Source organism: Pseudoalteromonas sp. SR45-1, assembly GCF_014163655.1.
GTDB classification, from domain to species: domain Bacteria; phylum Pseudomonadota; class Gammaproteobacteria; order Enterobacterales; family Alteromonadaceae; genus Pseudoalteromonas; species Pseudoalteromonas distincta.
In genome coordinates, this window is sequence record NZ_JACJDR010000025.1 from 1 (window position 1) to 24,772 (window position 24,772).

Genomic DNA, 24,772 nt, shown 5'->3' on the forward strand with positions numbered 1-24,772 from the left:
GTGTTCGAAGGGCACATCTGAGCGGATGTAAAGCTCGCCTTTATAATCTATATAGTTTTAACAAATAACTTTAGATATTACTATCACAGTTTTCCATTGTATTTAACCAACCTCAATGGCCGGTAATCGCTCTTTTGAGGCATTCGCCTAAACACGTTTTGGGGCAGAAACGAGTTACGCGTGAATGACCGCTATTGGCACTTTCCAGCCATCCGATAATATAGAATATTGATAATAGTTGGCAAATATTACTGTGTCTGATGGCGCTCCGATTATCCGGCCTACACACTGCGGTTGGCTATAATCAAACCCTAACTTTACTTTTAGGAGTTATAGCCATACTTGAGCCCATTTACGGTATTTTTAATTAACTCACGGCCAGCTATAGTATCTATAAATGTTAAAGGTTTTTTAGAGTCGAATAGGAGTGAAGGGGTATTTAACCAAATATTAAAACGTTCTATATTTTCAAAGTAATCAAGACAAAAAGAGCAGACTTTTGCAATTTCAAATGCATTTTCACTTAAAGTGGTATTTAAAGGCTTTAATTCTTTTTTATAGCGTACATATGAGCTCTTGCTAGTTCTAATAGCTGAAGAAAATGCTCGTATATCCCAGCCTAGCTCTATCCTTAAACGCTCAGCATTTTTGATATCTACACCTTGATGTATAAAGTTAATTTGTTTTAGATGACTAGATTTTTCACTGATATTTCTATTGCTTAAAATCTCTATAAGGTCTATTTGTTTATGAATTTCAGAGAAGCTATACATAGCAACACCTTAAATTAAATTATGTTTCCTCGTGTAACTGAAATCGATGTTACCTGTAGAGGTCTATTTGAGATAAATTCTAGCGTATTTACCGCAATTCACTTAACCCCAAAGCAATAGCCTCTTGCTGAAAGCGGCCTGATATATTAATTATTCGCTCATAGGCACCGGTTAAAAAATGCTCCTCTGTCGCTTCAGGCCTATTGTTCATAACTGGCTGATCAAAAAAGTCAGCAAAGTTATCAAAATCAACCTGAGCTTTGGAAGGTTTTTTACTTTGTTTATTAAAAGTAATATTGCTTGAGTCTGTATCTGCGGTGTTTTTTCCAGCAGGAGTTTCAATTTTTTCAAACTTAACTACATCAGCTTCCAATGGAACATCTTGATTAACTCTATACGCGTATTCTAAAAGCTTAGGTTCGGCGGGCATGTACATAATAGCTTCTTGGTTCTTAGAGTTTGTTACCCTCAGTATGCGGCCCAATATTTGCCTAAAATGCATTTCTGTTTTTATGTTTGTAAGGTGGCAGCAAACCTGTAAACGAGGGATGTTTGTACCTTCGCTAATCATACCAACAGAAATAATCCACTTAGTTTGTGCATACCTAAACTGCTGAATAATACTTGTAGGTTCATTTTCTCGGTAGGTTACAACAATGCTATCCTCGTCAAAGTAAGTTCGCATTAACTTAGAGATTTGATGGGCATGCTCAACAGACGATGCAACAATTAACCCCGCTGCATCGGGGTTTTTCAATCTAATTGAGATAAGCTTTTTTTGAGCGGAAGAAATTATGTATTTTACTACCGCTTCATTTTCAATAATTTCTTGATAAGAAACGCCAGAGTCGTTTAATAACGCTTTAAAGCAGTTAAATGTTTTGGTTTCAACGTCATCTACAACTGTAATGTGGTTATTATCAACAGCTACTATTTTTGGAACCCGACACACATTATCTACAATAGCCTCTGAAAGCCCGTAAACGTAGTCACACGCTATTTTGTTGTTAGGCTGCTGATAAGATGAAAGAACAATAGGAGCAGCATCAGAGCGCCAAGGTGTGCCTGTTAAGGCTAATGTGCATTGTGCTTTATTATGAATGTTAAGAATTATCTGCTCACCCCATGCATTAGCATTGTCAATATTAGAGCCAGCACAATGATGAATTTCATCAAATATTACAAAAACACGATATCGTTCAAATAGCTGCCAAAAGTGCACATCTAAATACTGTAAGCTTTGATATGTTAAAGTTCTACCTTTAGCGCCAATAAGCCCATCAAATCGTTCATTCGTTTTTAGTTGCAAGCTTTCCTTAAAGTCTTGAGATACAATTGAAGACGGTGAAAAACAAATAATCACATCGACCATATTATTTTTTAATAATTGATCGGCTAATTCCGAGGCCATCAAGGTCTTACCCGCCCCAGGAGTTGCCAAGGCTAAAAAGTGGCTATTGCCGTTCTGATATTGTGTAAGCGCTAAATTAATACACTCGGCTTGCCATAGTCTTAGTTTCATATTTTCTCTAATGCTTCGCTCTGCTTCAGTAAGCCTTCAATCGCTCTAATCTTGCCAAGTATTCTTGTATTGTTGTCTCTCGCTTTGTTGTACTGTGGCTGTAGTTCATCTACCAGTTCGGGCGACTCCAAATAAAGCTCTTTATATGCCTCAGATTCCCCCATATTCAATAATAGATCGGCTTTGTAATGATTTAACTTACTAAGTAACAGCGAGTGTTTATCACCTGCCTTTTCTATGGCTTTAATGGGTACTGAGCTAGCTAAATGAGTAATTATCTCAACGTTAAAACTCTCTGTTTTATTGAATCGCGTAAATCCTTTTTTATTTGATACCACTTTTTTCAGCCAGCCTTTTTTAACAAGCTTGAGCAATTCAGCATATATACTTCGCCTAACTGCTGTAGGTACTAAAGAAGAGTCATTTTTTAGTGCTAAGTACGCCGAGCGTACATCACTTGTTGTAAAGTTATCAAAATTTGGTGCAACAATAATTTGAGCTACGAGAGGATCAAATTTCAAAGTAAATCCTAATAAACTTCTTATAATAATGGGTATTATAGGGCGTGGTAGTTAAGCGCTCAACATGAAAATCTAATCATTTTGCCTTGAGGGAAATCAGGTGAGTGATTTAGTTAAACATTTTGGTGAAAAGCTACGAGAAAAACGCAAAGAAGCAGGTTATTCGCAAGAAGGTTTTGCGGCCTATGTAGGTATAGAGCGCGGTAATTATGGAAAAATGGAAAGAGGTAATGTGAATATTAAGTTAGAGACATTATACAAGCTAGCTAATGCGTTAAATTGTGAATTTGAAGACATAATGCCACCAAGGTTGATGTATAAACTCAATTTAGATTAATTAAAATACATTCAAATTCTACGAGTTTTTATTAATTAAAAGCACGTATCAAAATTAATCCCGGATTTTTTGTACAATATGCATGCATATTATTATCGAACAATAGAAGAAAAGTCACCTTTCATGTATAATAATATTGGTCAATATATTATTTAATTCGAGCATTTTTCATGGCTAGTTCAACGCAAATAAAAGCACTTATGCAATCGCATATCGATAAAGATGACGATAGATTTTTATCTATTGCGCTTCAAGTTGCTGCGCATGAAGCAAGAAGTGGTCATGGCAAACTAGCACAGGAATTAAAACAGCTTATTGATAAGGCAAAAAAAAAGAGCCTTAATAATCTACCTGTTTCAATTGCAAGTGGTGTCAAAGATTCTACGGGACTGCTGACAACAAGCTATCCTAAGCTACGTTTTAATGATCTTATAGTTTCTGAAAGTGTTAAAGGCCGGTTAAATCGCTTAGTCAAAGAGCAAAAACATTTATCAACACTAAAAAATCATGGTTTATCACCAAGAAGAAAATTACTATTAGCAGGAAAACCAGGTACAGGTAAAACTTATACGGCATCTGTACTTGCAGGAGAATTAAATTTCCCTTTATTTGAAGTCCGCCTTGATGCGGTGATTACTAAATATTTAGGTGAATCTTCAGCTAAATTACGTCAAATATTTGATGCTATTAGAGATGTAAGAGGCGTATATTTCTTTGATGAATTTGACGCATTAGGCTCTCACCGAGGATCAAATAATGACGTAGGTGAAGCACGAAGAATCCTAAATAGCTTCTTACAGATGATTGAACAAGATGATTCTAGTAGTGTCATTGTTTGTGCTACTAATCATATTGAAGCCCTTGACCATGCACTCTTTAGACGTTTTGATGATGTCATTCGCTACGAATTGCCGTCAGAGAATGAAATAATTGCACTTTTTAAGTCTAGACTTCATTCTTATGTTGCTAAGAATTTCTCATGGAAAAAATTAGCATTGAAGTCAGATGGTCTCAGTAATGCAGAAGTTACCCTAGCTGCTAATGACGCAATCAAGGAGATGTTGATTCATGATTATCCGTCGATCACTATCACTATGATTCAAGAAGCAATAGAAGATAGAAAAAGCATTAGTCAACATTTTGCGATTTAATATGGAAGCTTAATGAAGAATAACAATTTTGAAGGAACAAGCAGTGACTAACCACTTTTTTAACAAACCGCACTTCATCCTAAATTCAACGGCAAGACCTCAACTATTTACTACTCCTAATCGACGCATTCCTCCAATACTTATCCCTCAGCGAGATCGACAAAGTCATAGTAGAAATCTACGAGGTGATCTTGCCACAGTTTCAACTCAATTAAATACATTGAAACAACACGCTTCAGGTTTAACATTGCAAATGGGGATAGGTATACAGGTCGAATTTGAAAGTTTTCCTGATATTGATATGGCAGTAGAGAAATTAGCTAATGCGACGCATAAAATAGAACTTCATAATGTAAAAAAGATTACAGAAAACAATCAAACAAGAACTATTGCTACTGTTTTTATTCCTGAAGGAAAGCTTCATACTTTTGAAAGTAAAATTATTGAGTATGTTAATCAAGATAGGATTATAAATGGAATTGTTAGAGATAATCAAAAATTAATAGATACCATATCATCTATTCGCACCGCTGCTTTTTCTGCTATATGGTCTGATGATAATACTTTATTACCCGATGATAAAAATGATTTCGTTTGGTGGGAAGTATGGCTGTCTACTCCAAAGAGAAGTAGAAGCACAACAAATCATTATGCAGAAATTATTTCCGATTTTACGTTGATAGCTAACGAGTTTGAAATTGAGGTTTCTGAACATAAGTTGCGATTCCCAGAGCATACTATTATTCAAGTTAAGGCTACTCAAAATCAATTAACTAATAACACATTATTGCTAAGTCGAGTTGCTGAAATTCGCGCACCAAAAACCACAGCTGATTTTTTTGACTCTGCCCCCCATGAAGAACAAGAGCAATGGACAGAAGATTTATTGCGACGTCTAAGCGTGAACAACAGTGGTACTGAGCCTTACATTTGCGTGTTAGATACAGGCGTAAATGTAGAGCATCCTTTGTTGTCTCCTTTTGCAGGTCTCAATGATCAATTAACGGTTACTGATAACGGAGACGCTACGGATATTAATGGTCATGGCACAGAAATGGCTGGGCTTGCTATGTGGGGGGATTTAACCGATATACTTGGTTCTAATGATGTAGCAACTATTAATCATAAATTTGAATCAATTAAAGTTTTAGATCGTAGTGGTGATAATGAAGACAAGTCTCTAGGTTTAATAACTGCTAATGCGATTGCAACAGCAGAATTTGCAAATATTGAACGAAGTCGTATATTTTCAATGTCACTTTCAGCTAATACTGGGACAGACGGAGGCAGGCCTTCATCTTGGTCAAGTACGCTAGATTCATTAGCTGTAGATTATTTAGGGGAAGGAAAAAACCCTCGTTTATTTACTATATGCGCAGGTAATGTTCCGTTTGATTCTGATATGGAATACCCCGATACTAATCAACTACAAGATATTCATGACCCTGCTCAATCTTGGAATTCTATTACAGTTGGTGCTTATACCAATAAAGTGACCATTACAGAGTCCTGTGATTATCAACCATTAGCAAAAGTGGGGGGATTATCACCTTATAGTACGACTTCTCTTGTATGGGATAGAAAAAACGCCCCTATAAAACCCGAGATTGTTTTTGAAGGGGGGAATATTGGTAAAGATCAATATGGGTGTGCAGGAATGCAAGACTTACACTTACTTACTACTTTCCATGATTTCTCTCAACGGAACTTCCAAACCAGTAATGCTACAAGTGCAGCTACAGCGCTTGCCGCCCGCTTTACTGCGCAAGTAAAAGCCGAACACCCTGACTTGTGGCCTGAGACTATTCGGGCTTTAACTATCCACTCCGCGGATTGGACAGATGAAATGTATCAATTAATAAATACAGGGCGCTCCAATAAAGCAATTAGAAAAAGTGATATGAGTAACTTAACTCGCATGGTTGGCTTTGGTGTGCCCAATTTAGAAAGGGCGGTTAAAAGTGCCAGCAATTCTCTTTCGTTAGTTATACAAGATGAATTACAACCGTTTTATAAGGATGGTAACGTTAAAACAAAGGATATGCATTTACATGATTTACCATGGCCGAAAGATACGTTACAAACAATAGGTGAGGCAGATGTTGAACTAACTGTAACGCTTTCTTACTTTGTTGAACCAAATCCATCAAGCCGTAACACTTTAAATAAATATAGCTACGCCAGTCATCAATTGCGCTTTGATGTAAAACGGCATGAAGAATCTTCTGCTGCATTTCAAAGTCGTATTAATGCGGCTGCGGAGGGGGGCAAACCAGATGACTCTCCGAGTGACTCTAATTGGACTTTAGGGGCTGATAACCGACATAGAGGCTCTATTCATAAAGACATTTGGAAAGGCAGTGCAGCAGAGCTTGCAGAGCGAGGACAAATTGCTATTTATCCTGCCAGTGGTTGGTGGAAAACTCGTACTTCACATGAGCGTTGGGATTCAAAAGCAAGATACTCTTTAATTGTTACTCTTTCAGTGCCTGAAATAGATATAGATATTTATTCTGAAGTAGAAACTAAAGTAGAAGCTACTCTTCTAGCAAGTTCCGCGGTTGACGTTCAGGTTTAACAGTGCCTATCAACTAAGTTTACATGGCTTAATTGACATAACCCAAGAAAAACTTAGTTAAACTTTTTGAACCTTTCACTAAATAGTATGCTTAATTAGTATGTGTACTATTAAAATTTATTTGTTTATCAATGCAATTCTATTTCATAGTATGTTTTTAGAGGTACTAACCGCAATATAACAAGCGATTGCTGCGCCAAATTGACCGCCGAGTACGCTACTTACGCAAACGCATACCAGATTTAAAAATTATTGACTACTCTCCGGTGCAAGATGGAAAAGTATTTTTTGGTGCATGGGTTGAAATTGAAAACGAAGAAGGTGAAGTTAAAAAGTTCAGAATTGTAGGTCCTGATGAAATTTACGACCGTAAAGATTACATATCAATAGACTCACCTATGGCGCGTGCGTTGATTAAAAAACAAGTGGACGACGAATTTGAAGTGACCACTCCTCAGGGAAAAAAGCAGTGGTATGTAAACAGTATCGATTACCAAAAAAAGAAATAAAAAGTTTTGATTCAGATCATGTTAACTTTTGATTGTGTAAATTAAAGCAATAAGCTATAACTGAATTATTCAAGTTGATTTGTTTAATTTGAAAGCAGTTAATTAAGGTCGTGATTATGTCAAACATAGTACAGCGCATATTTAGTAATGCCGTATTGTTTGCACTTTTAATGAGTGTAAGTTTGACGCTGCATGCCAGCAACACTGACGTAAACCTTGATAACGCTAAACTATCTAATCACTTTATTACTTGTGATATTCCTGACCAAGCAAACCTCGATTTTGACGTGGACTCTCACGTTAACACTATTACCTTTAGGTCGCCTCAACCACTTCCTAATGTCGTAGATTCTTTTTATAAGAGCACTAATCTAAACAGACCTTTTAGCACTGCATACCAACGCGGACCACCTAGCTATTTAATTTAATTCATTATTTTACAACTTAATTAAATTTTATAACTACTAAGGTGACTACTATGTCTAACTTTAAAGAATTACGTACCCAAAATATTTCTCATGGCGTTATTGCTAGCACATTTGCAGATGATCAACCATTAATCGATTTATCTTCTCCAGCGCTAAAAATGGTGAATAACTTTACTCAAAAAACACCTATTCGTGCAGAGCATGGAACAACGATTACAGATGCACTTAAACAAGTAAGTGCACAACAATCTGACTTTGTTTTAGTAACAGACGAACACCAAAAATTAATTGGCCTAGTTTCTAGCGCCGATTTACAAAGCTCTAAAATTACTATTATTGCAGAGCGCTTAAATATGCAACGAAGCGAAGTAAGCTTACGTGACATCATGACACCAGTTAACCGCCTTACAGGTGTAAGTATGCAAAGCTTAAGCTACGCATGCATTGGTGATGCGCTGCAAACGATGGAGCATCAGGGCACAATGTTTTTATTAGTTACAACAGCGAGTAACGAAATTTGTGGTTTAATTTCAGCTCGCCAAATAGCTAAAACATTACATATTCCTGTACATATCTCACCTATTGCTCACTCTTTCAGTGAGGTATTAGAAAACATTGAGCACCCTCACTAGGGCGCTCTTTTAGTTGAATTGATTTGCTCCCGACCCAACCATCTTAAAGCAAGTAAAATAGCTTGCTTTAAGAGCTTTTCATTACTACCTCCTGTGATATTATTCAAGCAATTAACAGCGCCAGTAACACGCTTCTGGTCTTATTTTATTGTATAAAAAGGTTTTTGCATGAGCGATATCTCTGCACGTTTAGCCGGTGAGTTAAACGCACAGCAGCAACAGGTTGTTGCTGCAACAAAGTTACTTGATGAAGGCGCAACTGTTCCTTTTATTGCCCGCTACAGAAAAGAAGTTACAGGCGGCCTAGACGACACCCAATTACGCCTTTTAGAGCAGCGTTTATCGTATTTACGTGAACTAGAAGAGCGCCGTAGTTTTATTTTATCGACAATCGAATCGCAAAATAAATTAACGCCAGAGCTAAGTGCCGATATAACCAATGCACAAAGTAAAACAGAACTTGAAGATTTATACCTACCATATAAAGCTAAGCGCCGCACTAAAGGCCAAATAGCAATTGAAGCTGGTTTAGAGCCTCTTGCAGATGCACTATTTAAAGATGCTAACCTTGACCCAGAGCAACAAGCGGAACAGTTTGTAAGTGCTGAAAAAGGTTTTGCAGATACAAAAGCGGTACTTGAAGGCGCTAAATTCATCTTAATGGAACGCTTTGCTGAAGACGCAAAATTACTTGCTAAATTTAGAAGCCACATTAGCCAAAATGGCGCAATTGAAAGTACTGTGATTAAAGGCCAAGAGCAAGCCGGTGCAAAATACCGTGATTACTTTGAGCATCAAGAACTTCTTAAAAAAGTACCTTCTCACCGTGCGCTTGCAATGCTTAGAGCTCGAAATGAAGGTGTACTTCAGTTAAATATAAACCCAGAGCCTAGTGCAGAAAATTCAGCACAATTATGTGCAAACATGATTGCTGAGCATTACCGTTTAGATATTAAATATAAAGCGGCAAGTCCTTGGTTATTAAACGTTGTTCAATGGGCGTGGAAAGTTAAGCTAGGGTTACACCTAGAGAATGAGTTTTTTGCAGCAATGCGCGAAAAAGCAGAAGCCGGTGCAATAGATGTATTTGCTAAAAACTTAAAAGATTTATTAATGGCTGCACCTGCAGGCCCTCGTACTACTTTAGGTCTTGATCCAGGCCTTCGTACTGGCTGTAAGATTGCCGTTGTTGATAGCACAGGTAAATTACTAGCTACACAAACTATTTTCCCTCATGCACCACAAAATCATTGGGATAAATCAGTGCGTACGTTAGAGCAACTTTGCCGTCAGCATAAAGTTGAGCTAATTGCGATTGGTAACGGTACTGCATCACGCGAATCAGATAAGTTGGTTGCTGAGCTTATCAAAGCAAACAGCGAACTTAAGCTTAGTAAAATTATGGTTAGCGAAGCGGGTGCATCGGTTTACTCAGCTTCTGAATTTGCAGCTAATGAATTTCCAGATTTAGATGTTTCTATACGAGGGGCTGTCTCTATTGCACGCCGCCTTCAAGATCCTCTTGCTGAACTTGTTAAAATTGAGCCAAAATCAATTGGTGTTGGCCAATACCAACATGATGTATCGCAAAGCCAATTAGGCCAGAGCCTTATTTCAGTAGTTGAAGACTGTGTAAACTCAGTAGGCGTAGATTTAAATATGGCCTCGGTACCACTACTTACACGTGTATCTGGTTTGAACAAAACATTAGCGCAAAATATCGTTAATTATCGCGATGCTAACGGCACATTTACTAAACGTAGTGAGCTTAAAAAGGTTGAGCGTTTAGGGCCAAAAGCATTTGAACAAGCGGCTGGTTTTTTACGTATTAACAATGGTAGCGATCCACTAGATAACTCATCAGTTCACCCTGAAGCTTATCCTGTTGTTAAACGCATTTGTGAACGCAATAGCGTAGATGTCAGTAACCTAATTGGTAACAGCGACTTTTTAACTAAACTTGCTGCTAACGATTACACTGACGAAAAGTTTGGCTTACCAACCGTTACCGACATTATCACTGAGCTTGATAAACCAGGTCGAGATCCTCGACCTGAATTTAAAACAGCTGAGTTTAAAGCCGGTGTTGAAAAAATTAGTGACCTAAAACCAGGTATGATTTTAGAAGGCGTGGTTTCAAACGTTGCTAATTTTGGTGCGTTTGTTGATGTAGGTGTTCACCAAGATGGTTTAGTGCATATTTCAGCAATCACGAATAAATTTATATCAGATCCGCGTGAAGTTGTTAAAGCTGGTGATATTGTAAAGGTTAAAGTTGTTGAAGTAGACGCTGCACGTAAACGCATAAGCTTTACTATGCGCTTAGATGACGATATTGACACAAGTAATAAGTCAGCAGCTCCAGCTACGCAAAAGCCACAAGCACGTGCTAATAATTCGCAACCTCGCGCTGCAAAGCCTAAACGTGACAACGGTAATGCGTTAATGGGCAATGCATTTGCCGATGCGTTCGCTAATGCTAAAGTAAAAAAATAATACTTGTACAACTAAGCTAAAACGAAAAAAACCGCGTAAGCGGTTTTTTTGTGGTTATGTTTTGCTAAATTATTAACTTAACGCTGAAAAACTACTTTGGCTCGCTGGCGATGTAGCCATTTGATAAAAGTTAGCAATACGCCCCGCCCGTGCTTCAACATCGGCATCACGTGTTTGCTCGTCACTTTTAGCTGTTTTTGTATCGCTGCTTTCATCGCTAGAGAATGACGCTTCAAGTTTACTTTTTGCGTCTTCGTCGTCTTCTTTTTCAGGTTGTGCAAGCTCAGCTTGAGCCGCTGCTAGCTTTTGCGTAGCATCTGCAGCAATAGAGCGATCAGCTCCTGAAGGCTCTGCAGGCGCTAATGCGGCAGCGCGTACCGTTTGCATTTTGTCTATAGTCGCTTGCGGGTCACCCGGAATTTCTGATACATCTATTTGTACTTCTCCGCCAACTGCGTAGTTAGTACCATCTGGGCCACGTTGGTATTCATAGCTTGGCGAGCCAGCATATTGCCCGCCTACAGAAGCGTGTGCTTGTTCGTGTATTCGTACTTCAGTATCCCGTGCTTTTAGCTCTGTAATTTGTTGTTGTTCTTGTTCTAATTGCAGCTCTTCTTGCTCAGATTCTTTTTTCTCGATTGCTTCACTTTCTTGCTCAGTGCCCTCAGGATTTTCTGAGTTTCCATCGCGCTGCTGAACTGACTTTTCGTCTGCTATTTTTCCCGTTGCGTTATACGTCGCACCATCGCTACTGCCTGGCAATTTTGCTTTTTCAGCATCACTTTGCGCTTTGGTTTCTGTATTACTTGCGCTACTAGATGCGGGAGCCGGAATAACTTCGCGTAGTTGGTTGTCACGCCGTGCGGTTTCCGTATAAACATTTGCGGTGTTTATATTGATAGACGGAAATGGCGTGACAATATTCATAATACTAAACTTTAATATCGATTAACGTGCCAAGTACATCATCGGCCGTTTGAATTGATTGCGTGTTTGCCTTGGCATTAAATTCTTCAACTTTTAAGTTAACAAGCGCTTCATCAACACGAGCTGGTTGTGCTACTGGTGCAGTAATCGCCTCTTCAGGGCGTGCTGCCGTAAGCTGACGTTGCTGCGCTAATTGCGCGTCATCTTGTTGTTCTATACTGGCACGGTTAATCTCAGCACTGGCTTTTTCAATACCTTGGCTAGCTCGGTTAAACCCTTCTATACCACTATTAAATACTGATCCGATTGGCATATTAAAACCTCCACCAAATAAACATTGTTTAATTATCGCTCAGGTTCTGCTCAAAATAAAGCTTTAAACAGCGCTATTCTTAGCTCTATTTTAAAGCATTGATTTAACGACAGATAAAAACTCACTTTTATGAGAAATAAATGGTGCATGAGATGCTTTATCTAGTACTTCATATTCAAACTCAGTATTTAGTGCTGACATTTTGCTAATAGCTTTATAAGGTACTAAAGCATCAAGCCGGCCAAATACTCCTCTAATAGGGACTGGGCAATGAGTAAATAAGTCACGTAAATCGTCGTTTTGTAAAATATCTAAACCAGCACTCAGGGCATCGCTTTGGGGTGCGCTGTACTGATTTAGCAATTGTTTAAGCTGCTTTATATCATCACGCGCCGACTCGCTACCCATTGCTTGAATAGCTAAAAAGCGCTCTATTGTTTTTTCTCGATGATTAACTAACTGCTCTTTAAACTGCGCCAATACATTCGCTTTTATTCCAGGCCAATTATCTGCCTCTGCAAAAAAAGGAGTCGATGCTATTAAAATAACTTTAGATACCTTTTCAGGCCAATGTTTAGCAATATAAAGTGCAAATAATCCACCTAACGACCACCCCATTAAAATGCTCTTTGGCTTTAATTGCTTACTCAAAATTTCTGCTGCATCATGCAAAGTATAAGGGCTTGGGCACACATCGCTATTACCAAACCCAGGTAGGTCATGGCTACGTACATTTCCTGAATATAAAAACTCAAGTTCTGGCTGTACTAACTGCCATACGCCCTGATTCATTCCCCAACCATGTAATAACACTAACTCATTTTGCATATTTGCCTAACCTTTACCAAACTTAGGCTCATCATAACGTTTAGAAAGGCGATTGCAATGCAAGGAGCGAGTCTGTGAAACAAGCCGTTTTAAATTGGTTATTTCCCTCTTATTGCGTGCAGTGTCAAAACTCGATTGCGACCTCTTTAGGGCTATGTGATTATTGCCTTGAAGATTTACCATTGTTTGATTTTAGTAAGCATACGAGTTTATTGCATCGACCTGATATTATTGAGATGTTTCCTAATTGCGAGTTTGATAAATTATTTGCATGCGCTTTTTATCAGCCTCCCTTTGAGCATTGGCTTAAAAGGCTAAAATTTAATAATCAAATTCATTATAAAAAGGCATTGCAGCAAATTATACAAAAACAGTTAACGCAGTTTTTTGAGCAAAGCCCTAACTTGCCAGATACCTTTATTATTTTACCTCTTCATAAAAGCCGCTTTATTACTCGTGGATTTAATCAGGTAAGCCAAGTTTGGCAACCCTGTTTAGCTAATTACGCCCCACTAAGTAATGTTCTTATTCGCGATAAAAAAACACAAGCTCAGTCGGAGCTATCCCAAGCAAAGCGTATAAGAAACTTAAAAAATGCCTTTATTTGTACACAAGACATGGCAGGTAAAACAGTCGCTATTGTTGATGATGTGATGACGACAGGGGCAACATTAAACGCAGCTACTAGTGCACTAAAACAAGCAGGCGCTAAACAAGTGTGGGCTTTTACAACTTGCTTAACGCCTATTTAATTATTAAAAAGTATTAAACCAATCCGCAATAATACTTAATCATTTTGCGGGGCTAAACGTGTCGCTACCTGTGTTAAAAAATTCTCATTTACGACTGCATGGATGCAGAAGGTAGAGCAATGCAGAAGAAATTGCCGAGAACAACTAATTAGCGAATTTTTAGCCTAGCTATCAACACGTTTTTCCATCCTCAAAATAGATTACTTAATTAAGCTAATTGGTATTATTCGCCATTTGCACGAAACGTATGACCAAAAAATAACGCATTGCTTAGTAGTCGACTAGTCCCATACCAGTAACCCCTAAATACAGGATCGTCGGTCATGCCTATTACTGTACCTCGTCCATATGAGTGCGCAATTAAGCCAGCACCACCAGCAACTTGCTCAACATTAACAGCATCGGTAAAACCCGCTAACAATGGCTTTTTAGTATAGGTAAGTACATTTACAAACGGTGCATCGGAAGCTTCTAGCAACCAAGTACTGTTTTTGAATACGGGCAATGTATTGCGTTTAAGTGAAAATGTAAGTGGGTGAGTTAAATCTACATTAGTATTAAAAATAGCTCCTGCAATGCGTTGACGTCCTGCTAAATGGTCCTTATCGGCGTAGCTTAAACCTTTTGTTTTAAATGCACTTGCTACATCTTGGCGTGATAGATAGCTTGCTTTGAGTAATTGCTGATCAGCTAAAAATTTAGCGCCGCCTTTGTGACCCCAAATAACGCCGCCTTTTCTTACCCAGCTTTTTATAGCCACTTTGTCGGTATCAGATAAGCTGTTGTAGTTACCATGAGCAAGTACTATATGGCTGTAATTACTGAGTTCAATAGAGTTTAAACGCTCCATTTCAACAATTGTTGGCGCAACACCTACAAAGCGATCGAGGTAATACCATACTTCCCCAGCTTCGTACTGGCTTACGCCTTTACCACCTACCAATAATACTTTTGGCTCGCTAACAACCGCCATTGTACGAGACCCTAAATCGGCTCCTTTGCTTGTAAGACCTGAGTTAATAGGCTTGATTGCAATTCCAAACTCGTTTTGTGCTTTATTTAATATTCCAACCCAATCATTATTCGTTTGTAAGCCTGCTGGCACAATAATACTACCAGCATCAAAGCTTACTTCACTTGAGTTTGATTTGGCTGTTAATGGGCTTAGCGCTACACGCGCTTTAATACCTTGCTTTAAAAGGCTGTTTAGCATTTTAGGTGCTAGGTAATCATCCCACGAAAAGCCAAACGCATAGCCTTGCTCAAGTGAAGCAAAAGAAGGTTTTACCGCTTTTTGCCACGGTGTACTTGCAACCTCTAAACCCCAACTGCTTTTTACTTTTGCAAAAGGTAAGTTAAACGCATGCGCTAAAGTCCAGCCAGATACGTCATAAAAGGTGTTATCAGCAAAGTTTTTTTGCTCGCTAAAAATAGCTTTTATTAGGCGGTACTGTGGCTGGGCTAAGGGCACAAAGTAACTATTGGTTGTATAGTTGTTGCCATTTGCCTTGAGTGATTTAGTAAGCGAAAAAGCATCTATTTGATGCTGTTTCAACAACCCTAAAAAATCTTTAATACGAGTGTTGTCATCCGCGCCCTCAATTACATAACCTTCAAAGCTTTCATCACTGGCTAAATCAGTAGCTTGATTATAAAACTTAGCTTGGTAATCAAGTAATGCTTGGCGGTTATCAACAGCGGCTTTAAAGGTAGATAAACTCGTTAATAGTTGATTTTTAATAGTAAAGGGAAAGCTCAAAGGTCCATTTATAGTGTCTTGGATATGCCCGCGAGAACTTGCTTGCTCAAATAAAATGCCTATGCCACCATTTACATCGGGATAGGTTGAACCTTTACCGTAATAGAAGTCGTCAAAGCTTTCTTCAGTAAAGTACAGTGCGTTGTTTTCATCTAACGTTTTTGCGTGATAGTTAGCAATCGCTTTAGTTAACGTTACATTTTCATCCGGTGTTATAGGATGCTTACGACTAGGAATACCTGGCTGAAAAAAGTAACTGCTGTTTGGTCCCATTTCATGAAAATCGGTTAAGACATTTGGTTTCCACTGATGAAATTTAGCAATACGCGCGCGCGATTCAGGGTGTTGTAGTAATAACCAGTCACGATTTAAATCAAACCAGTAATGATTGGTACGACTACTTGGCCAGTTTTCAACATGTTCACGGGTTTTAGGGTCGCTTGATAAGTTCATACCTCGGTTACTGTTGGCCCAGTTAGCAAAACGAGCAAGTCCGTCAGGATTAAGCGAAGGGTCGAGTAAAATAACCGTGTTGTTTAATAACTCATCTATTTCAGCACCTTGTGCAGCAGCTAAGTAATATGCCACCAGCAAAGATGAGTTACTACCTGATGACTCATTACCATGCACACTATACCCCATCCATACAACGGCAGGCTGCTTTGTAGAATTAGCATCTGATCCATCGTTACTTAAGCGTGCTAAGTGAGCTTGGCGTGTCTGCTCTATGCTTGATAACTTATCAGCTGCTGTAATTGTTAGCATGACAAGGGGGCGTTGTTCATGTGTGCGGCCAATCACTTCAAAATTTATACGGTCGCTTTTATCAGCAAGTATTTCCATATAACGTACGAGCTGATCGTGTCTCACGTGCCACTCTCCTACTTCGTAACCGAGTACTTGCTCAGGAGTAGGAATTGAAGGGTCAAATTTTACATCTTGTTCAAAATAATACGAAAGTGGCTTAGCTACACTTGAAAAGCTAAGCAACACCACCATTAATGTTAATACCAAACGCATATAAATCACTCAAAAAATGTTCGTTGTTTGCACGCTACCATTGCTTAAAATAGATGCCAACTTTTTACGCTCAACACTAGCCGCAACACGATGAGCGGAGTATGATACGCAGTATCCGAGTAATTTAGTCAAGTATAGATGGTTTTATGATTTCTATTTCCGAAACAGCGCAAGCGCATTTTGCTAAACTATTAGCAGATCAATCACAACAAACCAATATTCGTGTGTTTGTTGTAAACCCTGGTTCATCACAAGCGGAATGTGGTGTGTCTTATTGTCCAGAAGACGCTGTAGAAGCGAGCGATATTCGCCTAAACTTTAACGGTTTTGATGCCGTTGTAGATGCAGAAAGTGCTCCATTTTTAGAAGAAGCTGAAATCGATTTTGTTACCGACAAAATGGGTACTCAGTTAACGCTAAAAGCACCAAATGCAAAGGCGCGTAAAATAGGTGACGATGCATCGTTAAACGAACGTGTACAGCACATGCTAGAAACCGAAGTAAATCCACAACTTGCTAACCACGGTGGTCAAGTAAGCCTTGTTGAGATTACAGCTGCAGGTATAGCTATACTTCAGTTTGGTGGTGGTTGTAATGGTTGTTCTATGATCGATGTAACACTAAAAGAAGGCATTGAAAAAGAAATGATAGCTAAGTTTGAAGAAATCACCGGTGTTGCTGATATAACAGAACACGAAGCGGGCGATCACTCTTACTATTAGGCCTTGTAAATGCTAAAGCAGCTTATCTATCGCTTAGGGAGCAATCCTAAGCTGAGCTTAAAGCGCTTTTTTCGCGGCTTAGCACTGTTTGTGCTAGCCGTGATATTCATATCTATTGGGTATTACACCCACTACAGCTTACAAATAATTGGCGTTATAATTTTACTCCCCGCATTATTTTTTGCCGGTTGGGGCTACTGCGGTATTTTTGCCAATCGTTTTTCACAAGTTTTAAAAGATATGGGCCCTAAACACCATGACCCCGATCTCTGGAAATAAACCATTTATTTAATCTAATAGCTGATTATTTATTTTTAAGTGGTGATATTTAATTATTAATGTAACCCCGCGCATTAACATAAAACAGCTCATAGCCAGCCATAACCCGTTATTTTGCAAGTCTATAAACACCCAAAACACACCAAAAAAGCCAACTCCAGCTGAAAGTATCATACTGTTACGCATGTTCTTTGCTCGCGTAAGCCCTACAAAAACACCATCAAACAAAAAGCAACTCATGGCCAAAATTGGTAATACTACTATCCATGGTAAATAATGCGTTGCCTCTTGAATAACCTCTGGCACATTGGTTAAAAGCTTGATTATGGTGTTGCCAAATAATGCAAAAAATAGGCTATATAACACACCAAAAAGCATACCCCAAAATACGCTTATTTTAACCCACAGCTCTATATTCTTAACACTTCCTTGGCCTTTCGCTTGCCCTACTTTTGCCTCAGAGGCGTAAGCAACGCCATCAAGAGCAAAACTCACCAACATTAAAAAGTTAAGTAAAACAGCATTAGCAGCTAATGTGGTTTCGCCTATACGCGCCGCGTAAAATGTCATAAAACTAAAGCATAATTGCAGTATTAAAGAGCGAATAAATATATCTCTATTCAAACTCAATAATTCAGCCATTTTGCTAATACTCAACCAATTCGGTACATTTAGATCAATGTCTTGTTTTTTAGCTAGTTTAGCCACTAAAAACAGTGCAAATACTAGTGCTGTATAGTCAGCAATAAGTGACGCCCATGCAGCGCCTGCAACTGCCCAATCTAAATAAACAACAAAATAAATATCGAGCACTATATTAACGATATTAGTGACGAGTAATAAATAAAATGGACCTCGACCATAATGCACACCAAGCATCCAACCCAGTAACACTAAATTACATAATGCTGCTGGAGCACTAAAAATACGAATGCTAAAATACTGATAAGCTTGGGTGAGTACATCGCCATTGGCGGCGGAGAGATAAGCTATAGCGTGCTTTATTAATGGGGATAACACAATTAATAGCACGGCCACTGCGCTTGCAAGCAATAGGCTTCGTTTAAGTAAGGCGGCAAGTTGGGTTAAATCGTTTTTTCCGTATGCTTGTGCCACGAGTCCCGTGGTGCTCATTCTTAAAAAACCAGCAAGCCAAAATAAAATAGATATAACTGCAGAGCCAAGGGCAATTCCAGCTAAGTAATGAGCGCTTCCTAAGTGCCCAATTACAGCAGTATCAACAATTCCTAACAACGGCACTGTGATATTTGATAGTATCATCGGACCCGCTAACAACAGCAAGCTTTTATGGTGTGCCTTATTATGTATAAGAAATTGTTTCATTTAGTGTTATTTATCCTCATTAGTATATCTGTGCGGGCTCAAGCAGCCGTTATTTTACAGTATCATCATGTTAGTGAAACCCTACCCGCTGTCACGAGCGTTAGCGCAAATACATTTACGGAGCATTTAAGCTATTTAAAAGAGCACAACTTTAACGTTATTCCTCTTAATGAGTTAGTTAGCGCGCTTCAACAAGGTGAAACTTTACCTGATAAAACACTCGCCATCACCTTTGATGATGGTTATAACAATAACTATGAACAAGCCGCACCTATTTTAGAAAAGTTTGGCTACCCGTACACTATCTTTGTAAATCCTAAATTAATAGACGAAGGTATGAGTTACGTAATGGGGTGGGATAAGCTCAAAGAATTATCTAAAAAAGGGGCATTAATAGCCAATCATAGCGGACAACATGATTACTTACACCTTAAGCTTGAAAACGAAACCGATGCACAATGGCAATCACGTATTAAGCAAGATATTCTTAACTCTCAAAAGCGCATAAAAGAAGAAATAGGCCACAACTATAAATACTTAGCATACCCGTATGGTGAGTTTAATAACGAGCTGCAAGCACTCGTGACAGAGCTTGGCTTTGTAGGTATTGGCCAGCACTCAGGCGCTGTAAATAAAGATTCTAATTTTAGCCGCTTGCCGCGTTTTCCTGCATCAGGCTTTTACAGCAAGCTAGAAACCCTTATTACTAAGCTTAACTCACGCGCGTTTAATATCACCAATTTAACTTATCAAGATAGCGTTACACAGCAAAATCCACCCACGCTCACAATGGAATTTAAGATGGGTGATTTTCATAAGAGCCAATTTGCCTGTTATGTATCAAGCGTAGGCCAAGCAGATTTAAAATGGATAACTAAAAATACTGTCGAAATCACCTCACCAAAGGTGCTTAATAAAGGGCGTTCTCGTTTTAATTGCACGGCCCCTTCTATTTCAAGCCCTGGTGATTACTTTTGGTTTTCGCAGCCTTGGGTAATTGAAGCATCTAAACCTTAACGGCCTGATGTAAAAGCCGCTGGGTTATTTTATCCAGCGCAACTATCTCGTCAGCTGCATTTAGCTCAGCAGCTGCTTTAGGCATACCCCATACCACAGACGAATACTCATCTTGAGCCAAGGTATGTGCTCCGTTTTGTTTTAGTGCAAGTAAACCTTTTGCGCCATCACTCCCCATTCCTGTTAGTATGGCTGCAACTACGTTTTTAGCCCCAGTTTCAACTAATGAGTTAAACAACACATCTACCGCAGGTTTATGTCTGTTCACCGGCTCGCCATCATCAAGCTGGCAATACAAGCTAACACCTCGTTTTTTAATACTTAAATGAAACCCACCCGGTGCTATATAAGCCCAGCCTGCGCTAAGCTTATCGCCATGTTCAGCTTCTTTCACATTTATCGTGCATGTACGATTCATTCGCTCAGCAAATGAAGCGCTAAACACAGGAGGAATATGCTGAGTAATTACAATTGGCGGGCAATTTTGTGGCATTTTAATAAGCACTTCTTTTATAGCCTCAGTCCCCCCCGTTGAAGCACCTATCGCTATTACTTTATTAAGTAAAAACTGAGAATGAGTATTAATAGGCTCATTTGTGACGACCGTTTTTTTATAGCTTCTTACTCTTGCTCCAGCAGCTATTCGCACCTTTTGTTGGACAAGTGATGCATATTGGCTCAATTGCTCTCTTACGTTATTAGTAGGCTTAGCTATAAAATCAACAGCCCCTAATTCGAGCGCTTCTAGTGTGATAGGAGAGCCTTTTTGTGTCAGTGTTGAAATCATCACTACTGGCATTGGTCTTAATCGCATTAAGTTTTTTAAAAAACTAATACCATCCATTTTTGGCATTTCTACGTCGAGCGTTAATACATCAGGACTGAGTTTTTTTATCATTTCGCGAGCTTCGTAGGGATCCTCAGCACTCCCCACTACTGTAATGTCTTTAGCTTGTTGTAATATTTCAGTGAGTAAACGCCTAATTAAAGGGGAGTCGTCAATTATTAATACTTTAATCATGCATACTCCTAAAACAGCTCTATATCGGTTACTACTTCTTGCTTTTTAAGGTTTTGTAAGTAACGGACTTCGCGTTTTTCAATCGTATTATTATGTAGGTTTTTAAGTTTTTTCATATGAACTTTACCAGTGTTCGGGTGAAAAAATATTTTTCGCGGCCACGGCCCCCCCATATCATGGGCAACTAGATTTAATGCCTCTTCTTTAATATACGCTGCTGCAAAACTAATATTACCCAGCCCTATATCAGTCATCGCACTAATAATTTTCCCCCCGCCAAAAAGTTTTACTTTTAGGTTACACCGAGACGCGCCATTTTTTAAAACTTCGTTTATAAGATACTCCATAGCCCAATTACCGTACCGACAACTTAAACTATGCGCATTTTTAAGTTCTACTCCCTTTTGAATTGGTAACATAAAGTGATTCATCCCGCCAATACCAAGTACTTCATCGTATACACAAGCCGCAATACACGAACCCAGAACTGTAGAGATCAGTTCATTATTTTTAGAAACATAAAACTCACCCGGAAGTACTTTAGCAACAACGCTACCTCGGCCCGAATCCCAATATCGTTTAATATGTTCAAAGTTAGGTAATACCGGCCTGAACTCAGCGTGCATTTTGTCCCTTTTGGTACATAGTTTTCCCTAAGTTTTTGAATTGCGAATGCTCTTTACCCATACTTTCTGAGTGACCTAAAAACAAATAACCTTGTTCATTTAATATATTGGCGTAACGCTTAAAAAGCTGATCTTTTGTTTCTTTATCAAAGTAAATAACAACATTACGACATAAAATAAGATCAAATGATCCTTTCATTGGCCAGTCTTGTAATAAGTTTAAACGCTTGAAAGAAATAGACTCTTTTAGTTTATCTCTAACTTTATAATTTTCACCGTCTTTGCTTTTTAAAAACCAATGCTTAAGTTGCACGTCATCTAAGCCATTAACATTCGCTGCGGTGTAAATACCTTTTTGTGCTTTTGCCAATACATTAGAATCTAAATCGGTTGCTAGTATTTTTACATCCCAATTGCTCGGAAATGCGTTATTTAAAGTCATCGCCAAACTGTAAGGCTCTTCCCCTGTGGAGCAACCTGCAGACCAGATTCTTACTCGCTTACTGTTTTTATTTGCCTTTAAAAGAGCAGGTACAAGCTCAGATTTTATAAATTCAAAGTGATGTATTTCACGAAAAAAAGACGTTAAGTTCGTTGTTATTGCATTAATAAAGGCATCAAACTCCTGATCTTTATGACTATTCAGATACTCTAAGTAAGCTTTAAAATCAGTTAATTTACGCTCCCTAATACGTCTTGCTAAGCGTGAATAAACCATCTCTCGCTTATGATCCCCTAATACAATTCCACATGCGCTGTAAACTAAACTGGCAATTTCCTTAAAGTCGCGGTCGGTACACAAAAACTCTTTCATTGTTCGCTCTCAATTAAACCTAACGCTAACAAGTAGTGCCTCGCTGTAACTATTTATTAGACGAGGCATAAAAAGGCTAAATATTAAAACTCTTCCCACTCATCAGCTGAGTCTACAAAGTTATCGCCCCTTGGCTTATTACTCACAAAACGACTTCGCGGCTTATGAGATAGTTCAGGGGTTCGCATAGTTGATGACATCATTGTCATCTCTTGCTGATCTACTGAGAAAAAGTTAAGTAATCGGCGCATCTCATTAGCTTGCTCAGCCATAGACTCACCAGCAGCAGAGGCTTGCTCTACTAGAGCGGCATTTTGTTGCGTCATTTCGTCCATTTGAGAAATAGCTTTGTTAACTTGCTCAATACCCGCACTTTGTTCTTCAGATGCCTCCGTAATATCAGAAATCATTTGCGTCACTCTTTGCACCGACACAACAATCTCTTTAAGTGTAGCGCCCGACTCATTAACTAATTGAGAGCCATCAGCTACTTTGCCTACACTATCTCGTATTAACTCTTTAATTTCTTTCGCTGCGCCCGCAGAGCGCTGCGCTAAATTACGAACCTCACCTGCAACAACCGCAAAGCCTCGACCTTGCTCACCCGCTCTTGCTGCCTCTACAGCGGCATTAAGCGCTAATAAGTTCGTTTGAAACGCGATTTCGTCTATTACACCGATAATATCTGCAATTTTTTTGCTCGACTCATTAATTGCCGACATGCTCGTAACTGCTCTATTAACAACTTCACCACCTTGAATCGCTTTTTCACAGGTTTCTTCTGCCAAGTCGTTTGCTACTTTTGCGTTATCAGCATTTTGACGAACGGTACTGGTCATTTCCTCCATACTTGAAGCTGTTTCTTCAAGTGACGAGGCTTGCTCTTCTGTACGTTGGCTTAAATCAGCATTACCTTGAGAAATTTCTTCTGCACCACTGGCTACTAACGTTGCCGATGAATTTATGCGATTAATCACTTCTGTTAATTTATCTGCCGTAGCATTTGCGTCGCGTTTAAGTTTATCAAATGAACCTTTGTATTCTTTTTCAATACGTTTTGATAAATCACCACTTGCCATCGCATCGAGCATATTGCCAGTGTCGGCAACGGCATCATCAACTATTTTAACTAAGCTATTTAATCCTTGAGCCAAACGTAAAAAGAACCCTTCCTTCCCGTCTTCTGCAACTCTTGTATCTAATTCGCCATTACCTGCAGCACCAATAAGCTCAGCGATTTCTTTTTCAAGCGCAACTTCATTGGTTCTATCTTCCCACTCAACAATGGTGCCTAAATGCTTTCCGTCTTGACTGATCCAAGGTGAAGCAATCAAGGTAAAAGTGACACCTGCTAACAGTAGCTCGGCTTTATAGGGCTTATCTAGGTTTTTTAATAAATCACGTTGATGATTAGGGTGCTTATGAAAATCATCAACACAGGTGCCAATTAAATTATCAACAGAAAAGCTCGGCAATACGGTTTGTAATTCTTTTTCGCGGACTTTTAGCATTTGCTGAACACGGTCGTTCACAAATACTATATTAAGGTTTTCATCAGCAATCATTACGTTTGCTTGGCAAACTTTAAGCGCATTTGCTAAATCGGCTGCTTTGCGAGATGCCTTTTCAAGCTCTTTTTGTTCAGTAATATCAGATGCATATTTAATCACTTTAAACGGCTTGCCGTTCATATCATAAATTGGATTATAAGATGCTTGGATCCAAACCTCCTGACCCTGCTTTCCTATTCTTAAATATTCCCCTGAATCAAATTCACCGCGACCTAGTTTGGCCCAAAATTCTTTATATTCGATACTATTTGCAAGTTCGGGATCAATAAAAAGCCTATGGTGCTGACCTTTAATCTCGCTAAGTTGATAGCCAAGCGCATTTAAAAAGTTATCATTGGCATCAATAATAGTGCCATCTAAATTAAATTCGATAACCGCTTGAGATTTACTTATAGCACTAATTTGCCCTGAAGCTTCTGCTGTTATTAACTTTTGCTCAGTCACGTCGGTGGCAAACTTAACTACTTTTAATACTTGCCCTTGCTCATCAACAATTGGGTTATAAGTTGCTTGGATCCATACCTCAGTTCCACCTTTAGCATTACGCTTAAACTCATCTGAGATAAACTCGCCATTACGCAGGCGTTGCCAAAAGTTTTTATAATCGTTGCCCTGAGCTTCATCTGGGTCAACAAACATCGAGTGATGCTGACCTTGAACCTCCTCAAGACGATAGCCCATCGCGTTTAGAAAATTCATATTTGCAGTAATTATTTTTCCGTTAGGTTCAAATTCAATCACCGCTAATGATTTATTCAATGCGTCTACAATTAAATCATTACTTGATTTTGACTGCTTTGGATTACTAAACCATCCCATGCTCATCACCACC

At 38.8% G+C, this 24,772-nt stretch carries 22 protein-coding genes and 1 pseudogene; 11 read left to right on the plus strand and 12 right to left on the minus strand.

The window, feature by feature from the left end:
• Positions 1-323: 323 nt before the first annotated feature.
• The 3 genes from H5089_RS18975 to H5089_RS18985 all read right to left on the minus strand — a co-directional run bounded on the left by H5089_RS18975 (position 324) and on the right by H5089_RS18985 (position 2,816).
• A complete protein-coding gene (locus H5089_RS18975) occupies positions 324-773 on the minus strand; it encodes an antitoxin Xre/MbcA/ParS toxin-binding domain-containing protein (RefSeq protein WP_182712877.1) in 450 nt (149 codons plus the stop codon).
• Positions 774-861: 88 nt separating this feature from the next.
• On the minus strand, positions 862-2,295 hold the full coding sequence (locus tag H5089_RS18980) for a DEAD/DEAH box helicase (RefSeq protein WP_182712878.1): 1,434 nt from the start codon (positions 2,293-2,295) through the stop codon (positions 862-864).
• Positions 2,292-2,816, minus strand: a complete 525-nt coding sequence (locus tag H5089_RS18985; RefSeq protein WP_182712879.1) for a hypothetical protein — start codon at positions 2,814-2,816, stop codon at positions 2,292-2,294. The genes H5089_RS18980 and H5089_RS18985 overlap by 4 nt, the downstream gene beginning before the upstream one ends.
• A 100-nt stretch (positions 2,817-2,916) precedes the next feature.
• Between H5089_RS18985 and H5089_RS18990 the strand changes: the two genes are divergently transcribed.
• The 7 genes and pseudogenes from H5089_RS18990 to H5089_RS19020 all read left to right on the plus strand — a co-directional run bounded on the left by H5089_RS18990 (position 2,917) and on the right by H5089_RS19020 (position 10,947).
• Positions 2,917-3,153 (plus strand): helix-turn-helix domain-containing protein, encoded by a 237-nt coding sequence (locus H5089_RS18990; RefSeq protein WP_024591386.1) that lies wholly within the window; start codon positions 2,917-2,919, stop codon positions 3,151-3,153.
• A gap of 170 nt (positions 3,154-3,323) precedes the next feature.
• Positions 3,324-4,304, plus strand: coding sequence for an AAA family ATPase (locus tag H5089_RS18995; protein ID WP_182712880.1), 981 nt, complete (start codon positions 3,324-3,326; stop codon positions 4,302-4,304).
• 43 nt (positions 4,305-4,347) lie between these two features.
• The gene (locus tag H5089_RS19000) at positions 4,348-6,882 is read left to right on the plus strand and encodes a S8 family peptidase (RefSeq protein WP_182712881.1); all 2,535 of its coding nucleotides are present in this window, start codon (positions 4,348-4,350) and stop codon (positions 6,880-6,882) included.
• A gap of 173 nt (positions 6,883-7,055) precedes the next feature.
• Positions 7,056-7,391, plus strand: a pseudogene (locus H5089_RS19005) (GreA/GreB family elongation factor); the annotation flags it as partial.
• A 116-nt stretch (positions 7,392-7,507) separates the two neighbouring features.
• A complete protein-coding gene (locus H5089_RS19010; RefSeq protein ID WP_033020846.1) occupies positions 7,508-7,819 on the plus strand; it encodes a hypothetical protein in 312 nt (103 codons plus the stop codon).
• Positions 7,820-7,869: 50 nt separating this feature from the next.
• The gene (locus H5089_RS19015; RefSeq protein ID WP_039489108.1) at positions 7,870-8,451 is read left to right on the plus strand and encodes a CBS domain-containing protein; all 582 of its coding nucleotides are present in this window, start codon (positions 7,870-7,872) and stop codon (positions 8,449-8,451) included.
• A 168-nt stretch (positions 8,452-8,619) separates the two neighbouring features.
• Complete coding sequence (locus H5089_RS19020; RefSeq protein WP_154904138.1) at positions 8,620-10,947, plus strand: Tex family protein; 2,328 nt, start codon at positions 8,620-8,622, stop codon at positions 10,945-10,947.
• Between the two features lie 72 nt (positions 10,948-11,019).
• Here H5089_RS19020 and H5089_RS19025 read toward each other — a convergent pair whose 3' ends face one another.
• From H5089_RS19025 to bioH, 3 genes are all read right to left on the minus strand, one after another.
• Entirely contained in the window at positions 11,020-11,874 is an 855-nt protein-coding gene (locus H5089_RS19025; protein WP_138489779.1) for a putative metalloprotease CJM1_0395 family protein, read from the minus strand.
• Positions 11,875-11,878: 4 nt separating this feature from the next.
• Entirely contained in the window at positions 11,879-12,187 is a 309-nt protein-coding gene (locus H5089_RS19030) for a hypothetical protein (RefSeq protein ID WP_002959563.1), read from the minus strand.
• Positions 12,188-12,277: 90 nt separating this feature from the next.
• Positions 12,278-13,015, minus strand: a complete 738-nt coding sequence (gene bioH / locus H5089_RS19035; protein WP_182694084.1) for a pimeloyl-ACP methyl ester esterase BioH — start codon at positions 13,013-13,015, stop codon at positions 12,278-12,280.
• Between the two features lie 74 nt (positions 13,016-13,089).
• On the opposite strand from bioH, the gene H5089_RS19040 reads away from it, so the two are divergent.
• Positions 13,090-13,767, plus strand: a complete 678-nt coding sequence (locus H5089_RS19040) for a ComF family protein (protein ID WP_182712882.1) — start codon at positions 13,090-13,092, stop codon at positions 13,765-13,767.
• Between the two features lie 223 nt (positions 13,768-13,990).
• Here the strand turns inward: H5089_RS19040 and H5089_RS19045 are convergent, their stop codons facing one another.
• Positions 13,991-16,546, minus strand: coding sequence for a M14 family zinc carboxypeptidase (locus H5089_RS19045; RefSeq protein WP_182712883.1), 2,556 nt, complete (start codon positions 16,544-16,546; stop codon positions 13,991-13,993).
• A 146-nt stretch (positions 16,547-16,692) separates the two neighbouring features.
• Between H5089_RS19045 and nfuA the strand changes: the two genes are divergently transcribed.
• Positions 16,693-17,268, plus strand: a complete 576-nt coding sequence (nfuA, locus tag H5089_RS19050) for a Fe-S biogenesis protein NfuA (protein WP_002959571.1) — start codon at positions 16,693-16,695, stop codon at positions 17,266-17,268.
• Between the two features lie 9 nt (positions 17,269-17,277).
• On the plus strand, positions 17,278-17,547 hold the full coding sequence (locus tag H5089_RS19055; RefSeq protein ID WP_002959572.1) for a hypothetical protein: 270 nt from the start codon (positions 17,278-17,280) through the stop codon (positions 17,545-17,547).
• A 9-nt stretch (positions 17,548-17,556) separates the two neighbouring features.
• Here H5089_RS19055 and H5089_RS19060 read toward each other — a convergent pair whose 3' ends face one another.
• Positions 17,557-18,828, minus strand: coding sequence for an MATE family efflux transporter (locus tag H5089_RS19060; RefSeq protein WP_182712884.1), 1,272 nt, complete (start codon positions 18,826-18,828; stop codon positions 17,557-17,559).
• A 42-nt stretch (positions 18,829-18,870) separates the two neighbouring features.
• On the opposite strand from H5089_RS19060, the gene H5089_RS19065 reads away from it, so the two are divergent.
• Complete coding sequence (locus tag H5089_RS19065) at positions 18,871-19,908, plus strand: polysaccharide deacetylase family protein (protein WP_182712885.1); 1,038 nt, start codon at positions 18,871-18,873, stop codon at positions 19,906-19,908.
• Here the strand turns inward: H5089_RS19065 and H5089_RS19070 are convergent.
• The 4 genes from H5089_RS19070 to H5089_RS19085 form a co-directional block, all read right to left on the minus strand.
• A complete protein-coding gene (locus H5089_RS19070) occupies positions 19,898-20,929 on the minus strand; it encodes a chemotaxis response regulator protein-glutamate methylesterase (RefSeq protein ID WP_024596107.1) in 1,032 nt (343 codons plus the stop codon). The two genes, H5089_RS19065 and H5089_RS19070, sit on opposite strands and share 11 nt — an antisense overlap.
• Before the next feature lie 8 nt (positions 20,930-20,937).
• Positions 20,938-21,555 carry a chemoreceptor glutamine deamidase CheD gene (gene cheD, locus H5089_RS19075; RefSeq protein ID WP_039489124.1) on the minus strand — a complete coding sequence of 206 codons (618 nt, stop codon included), beginning with the start codon at positions 21,553-21,555 and terminating at the stop codon, positions 20,938-20,940.
• Entirely contained in the window at positions 21,545-22,369 is an 825-nt protein-coding gene (locus tag H5089_RS19080) for a protein-glutamate O-methyltransferase CheR (protein WP_182712886.1), read from the minus strand. Before H5089_RS19080 ends, cheD begins: the two co-directional genes overlap by 11 nt.
• 83 nt (positions 22,370-22,452) lie before the next feature.
• The gene (locus H5089_RS19085) at positions 22,453-24,759 is read right to left on the minus strand and encodes a methyl-accepting chemotaxis protein (protein ID WP_182712887.1); all 2,307 of its coding nucleotides are present in this window, start codon (positions 24,757-24,759) and stop codon (positions 22,453-22,455) included.
• Between the last annotated feature and the right edge of the window lie 13 nt (positions 24,760-24,772).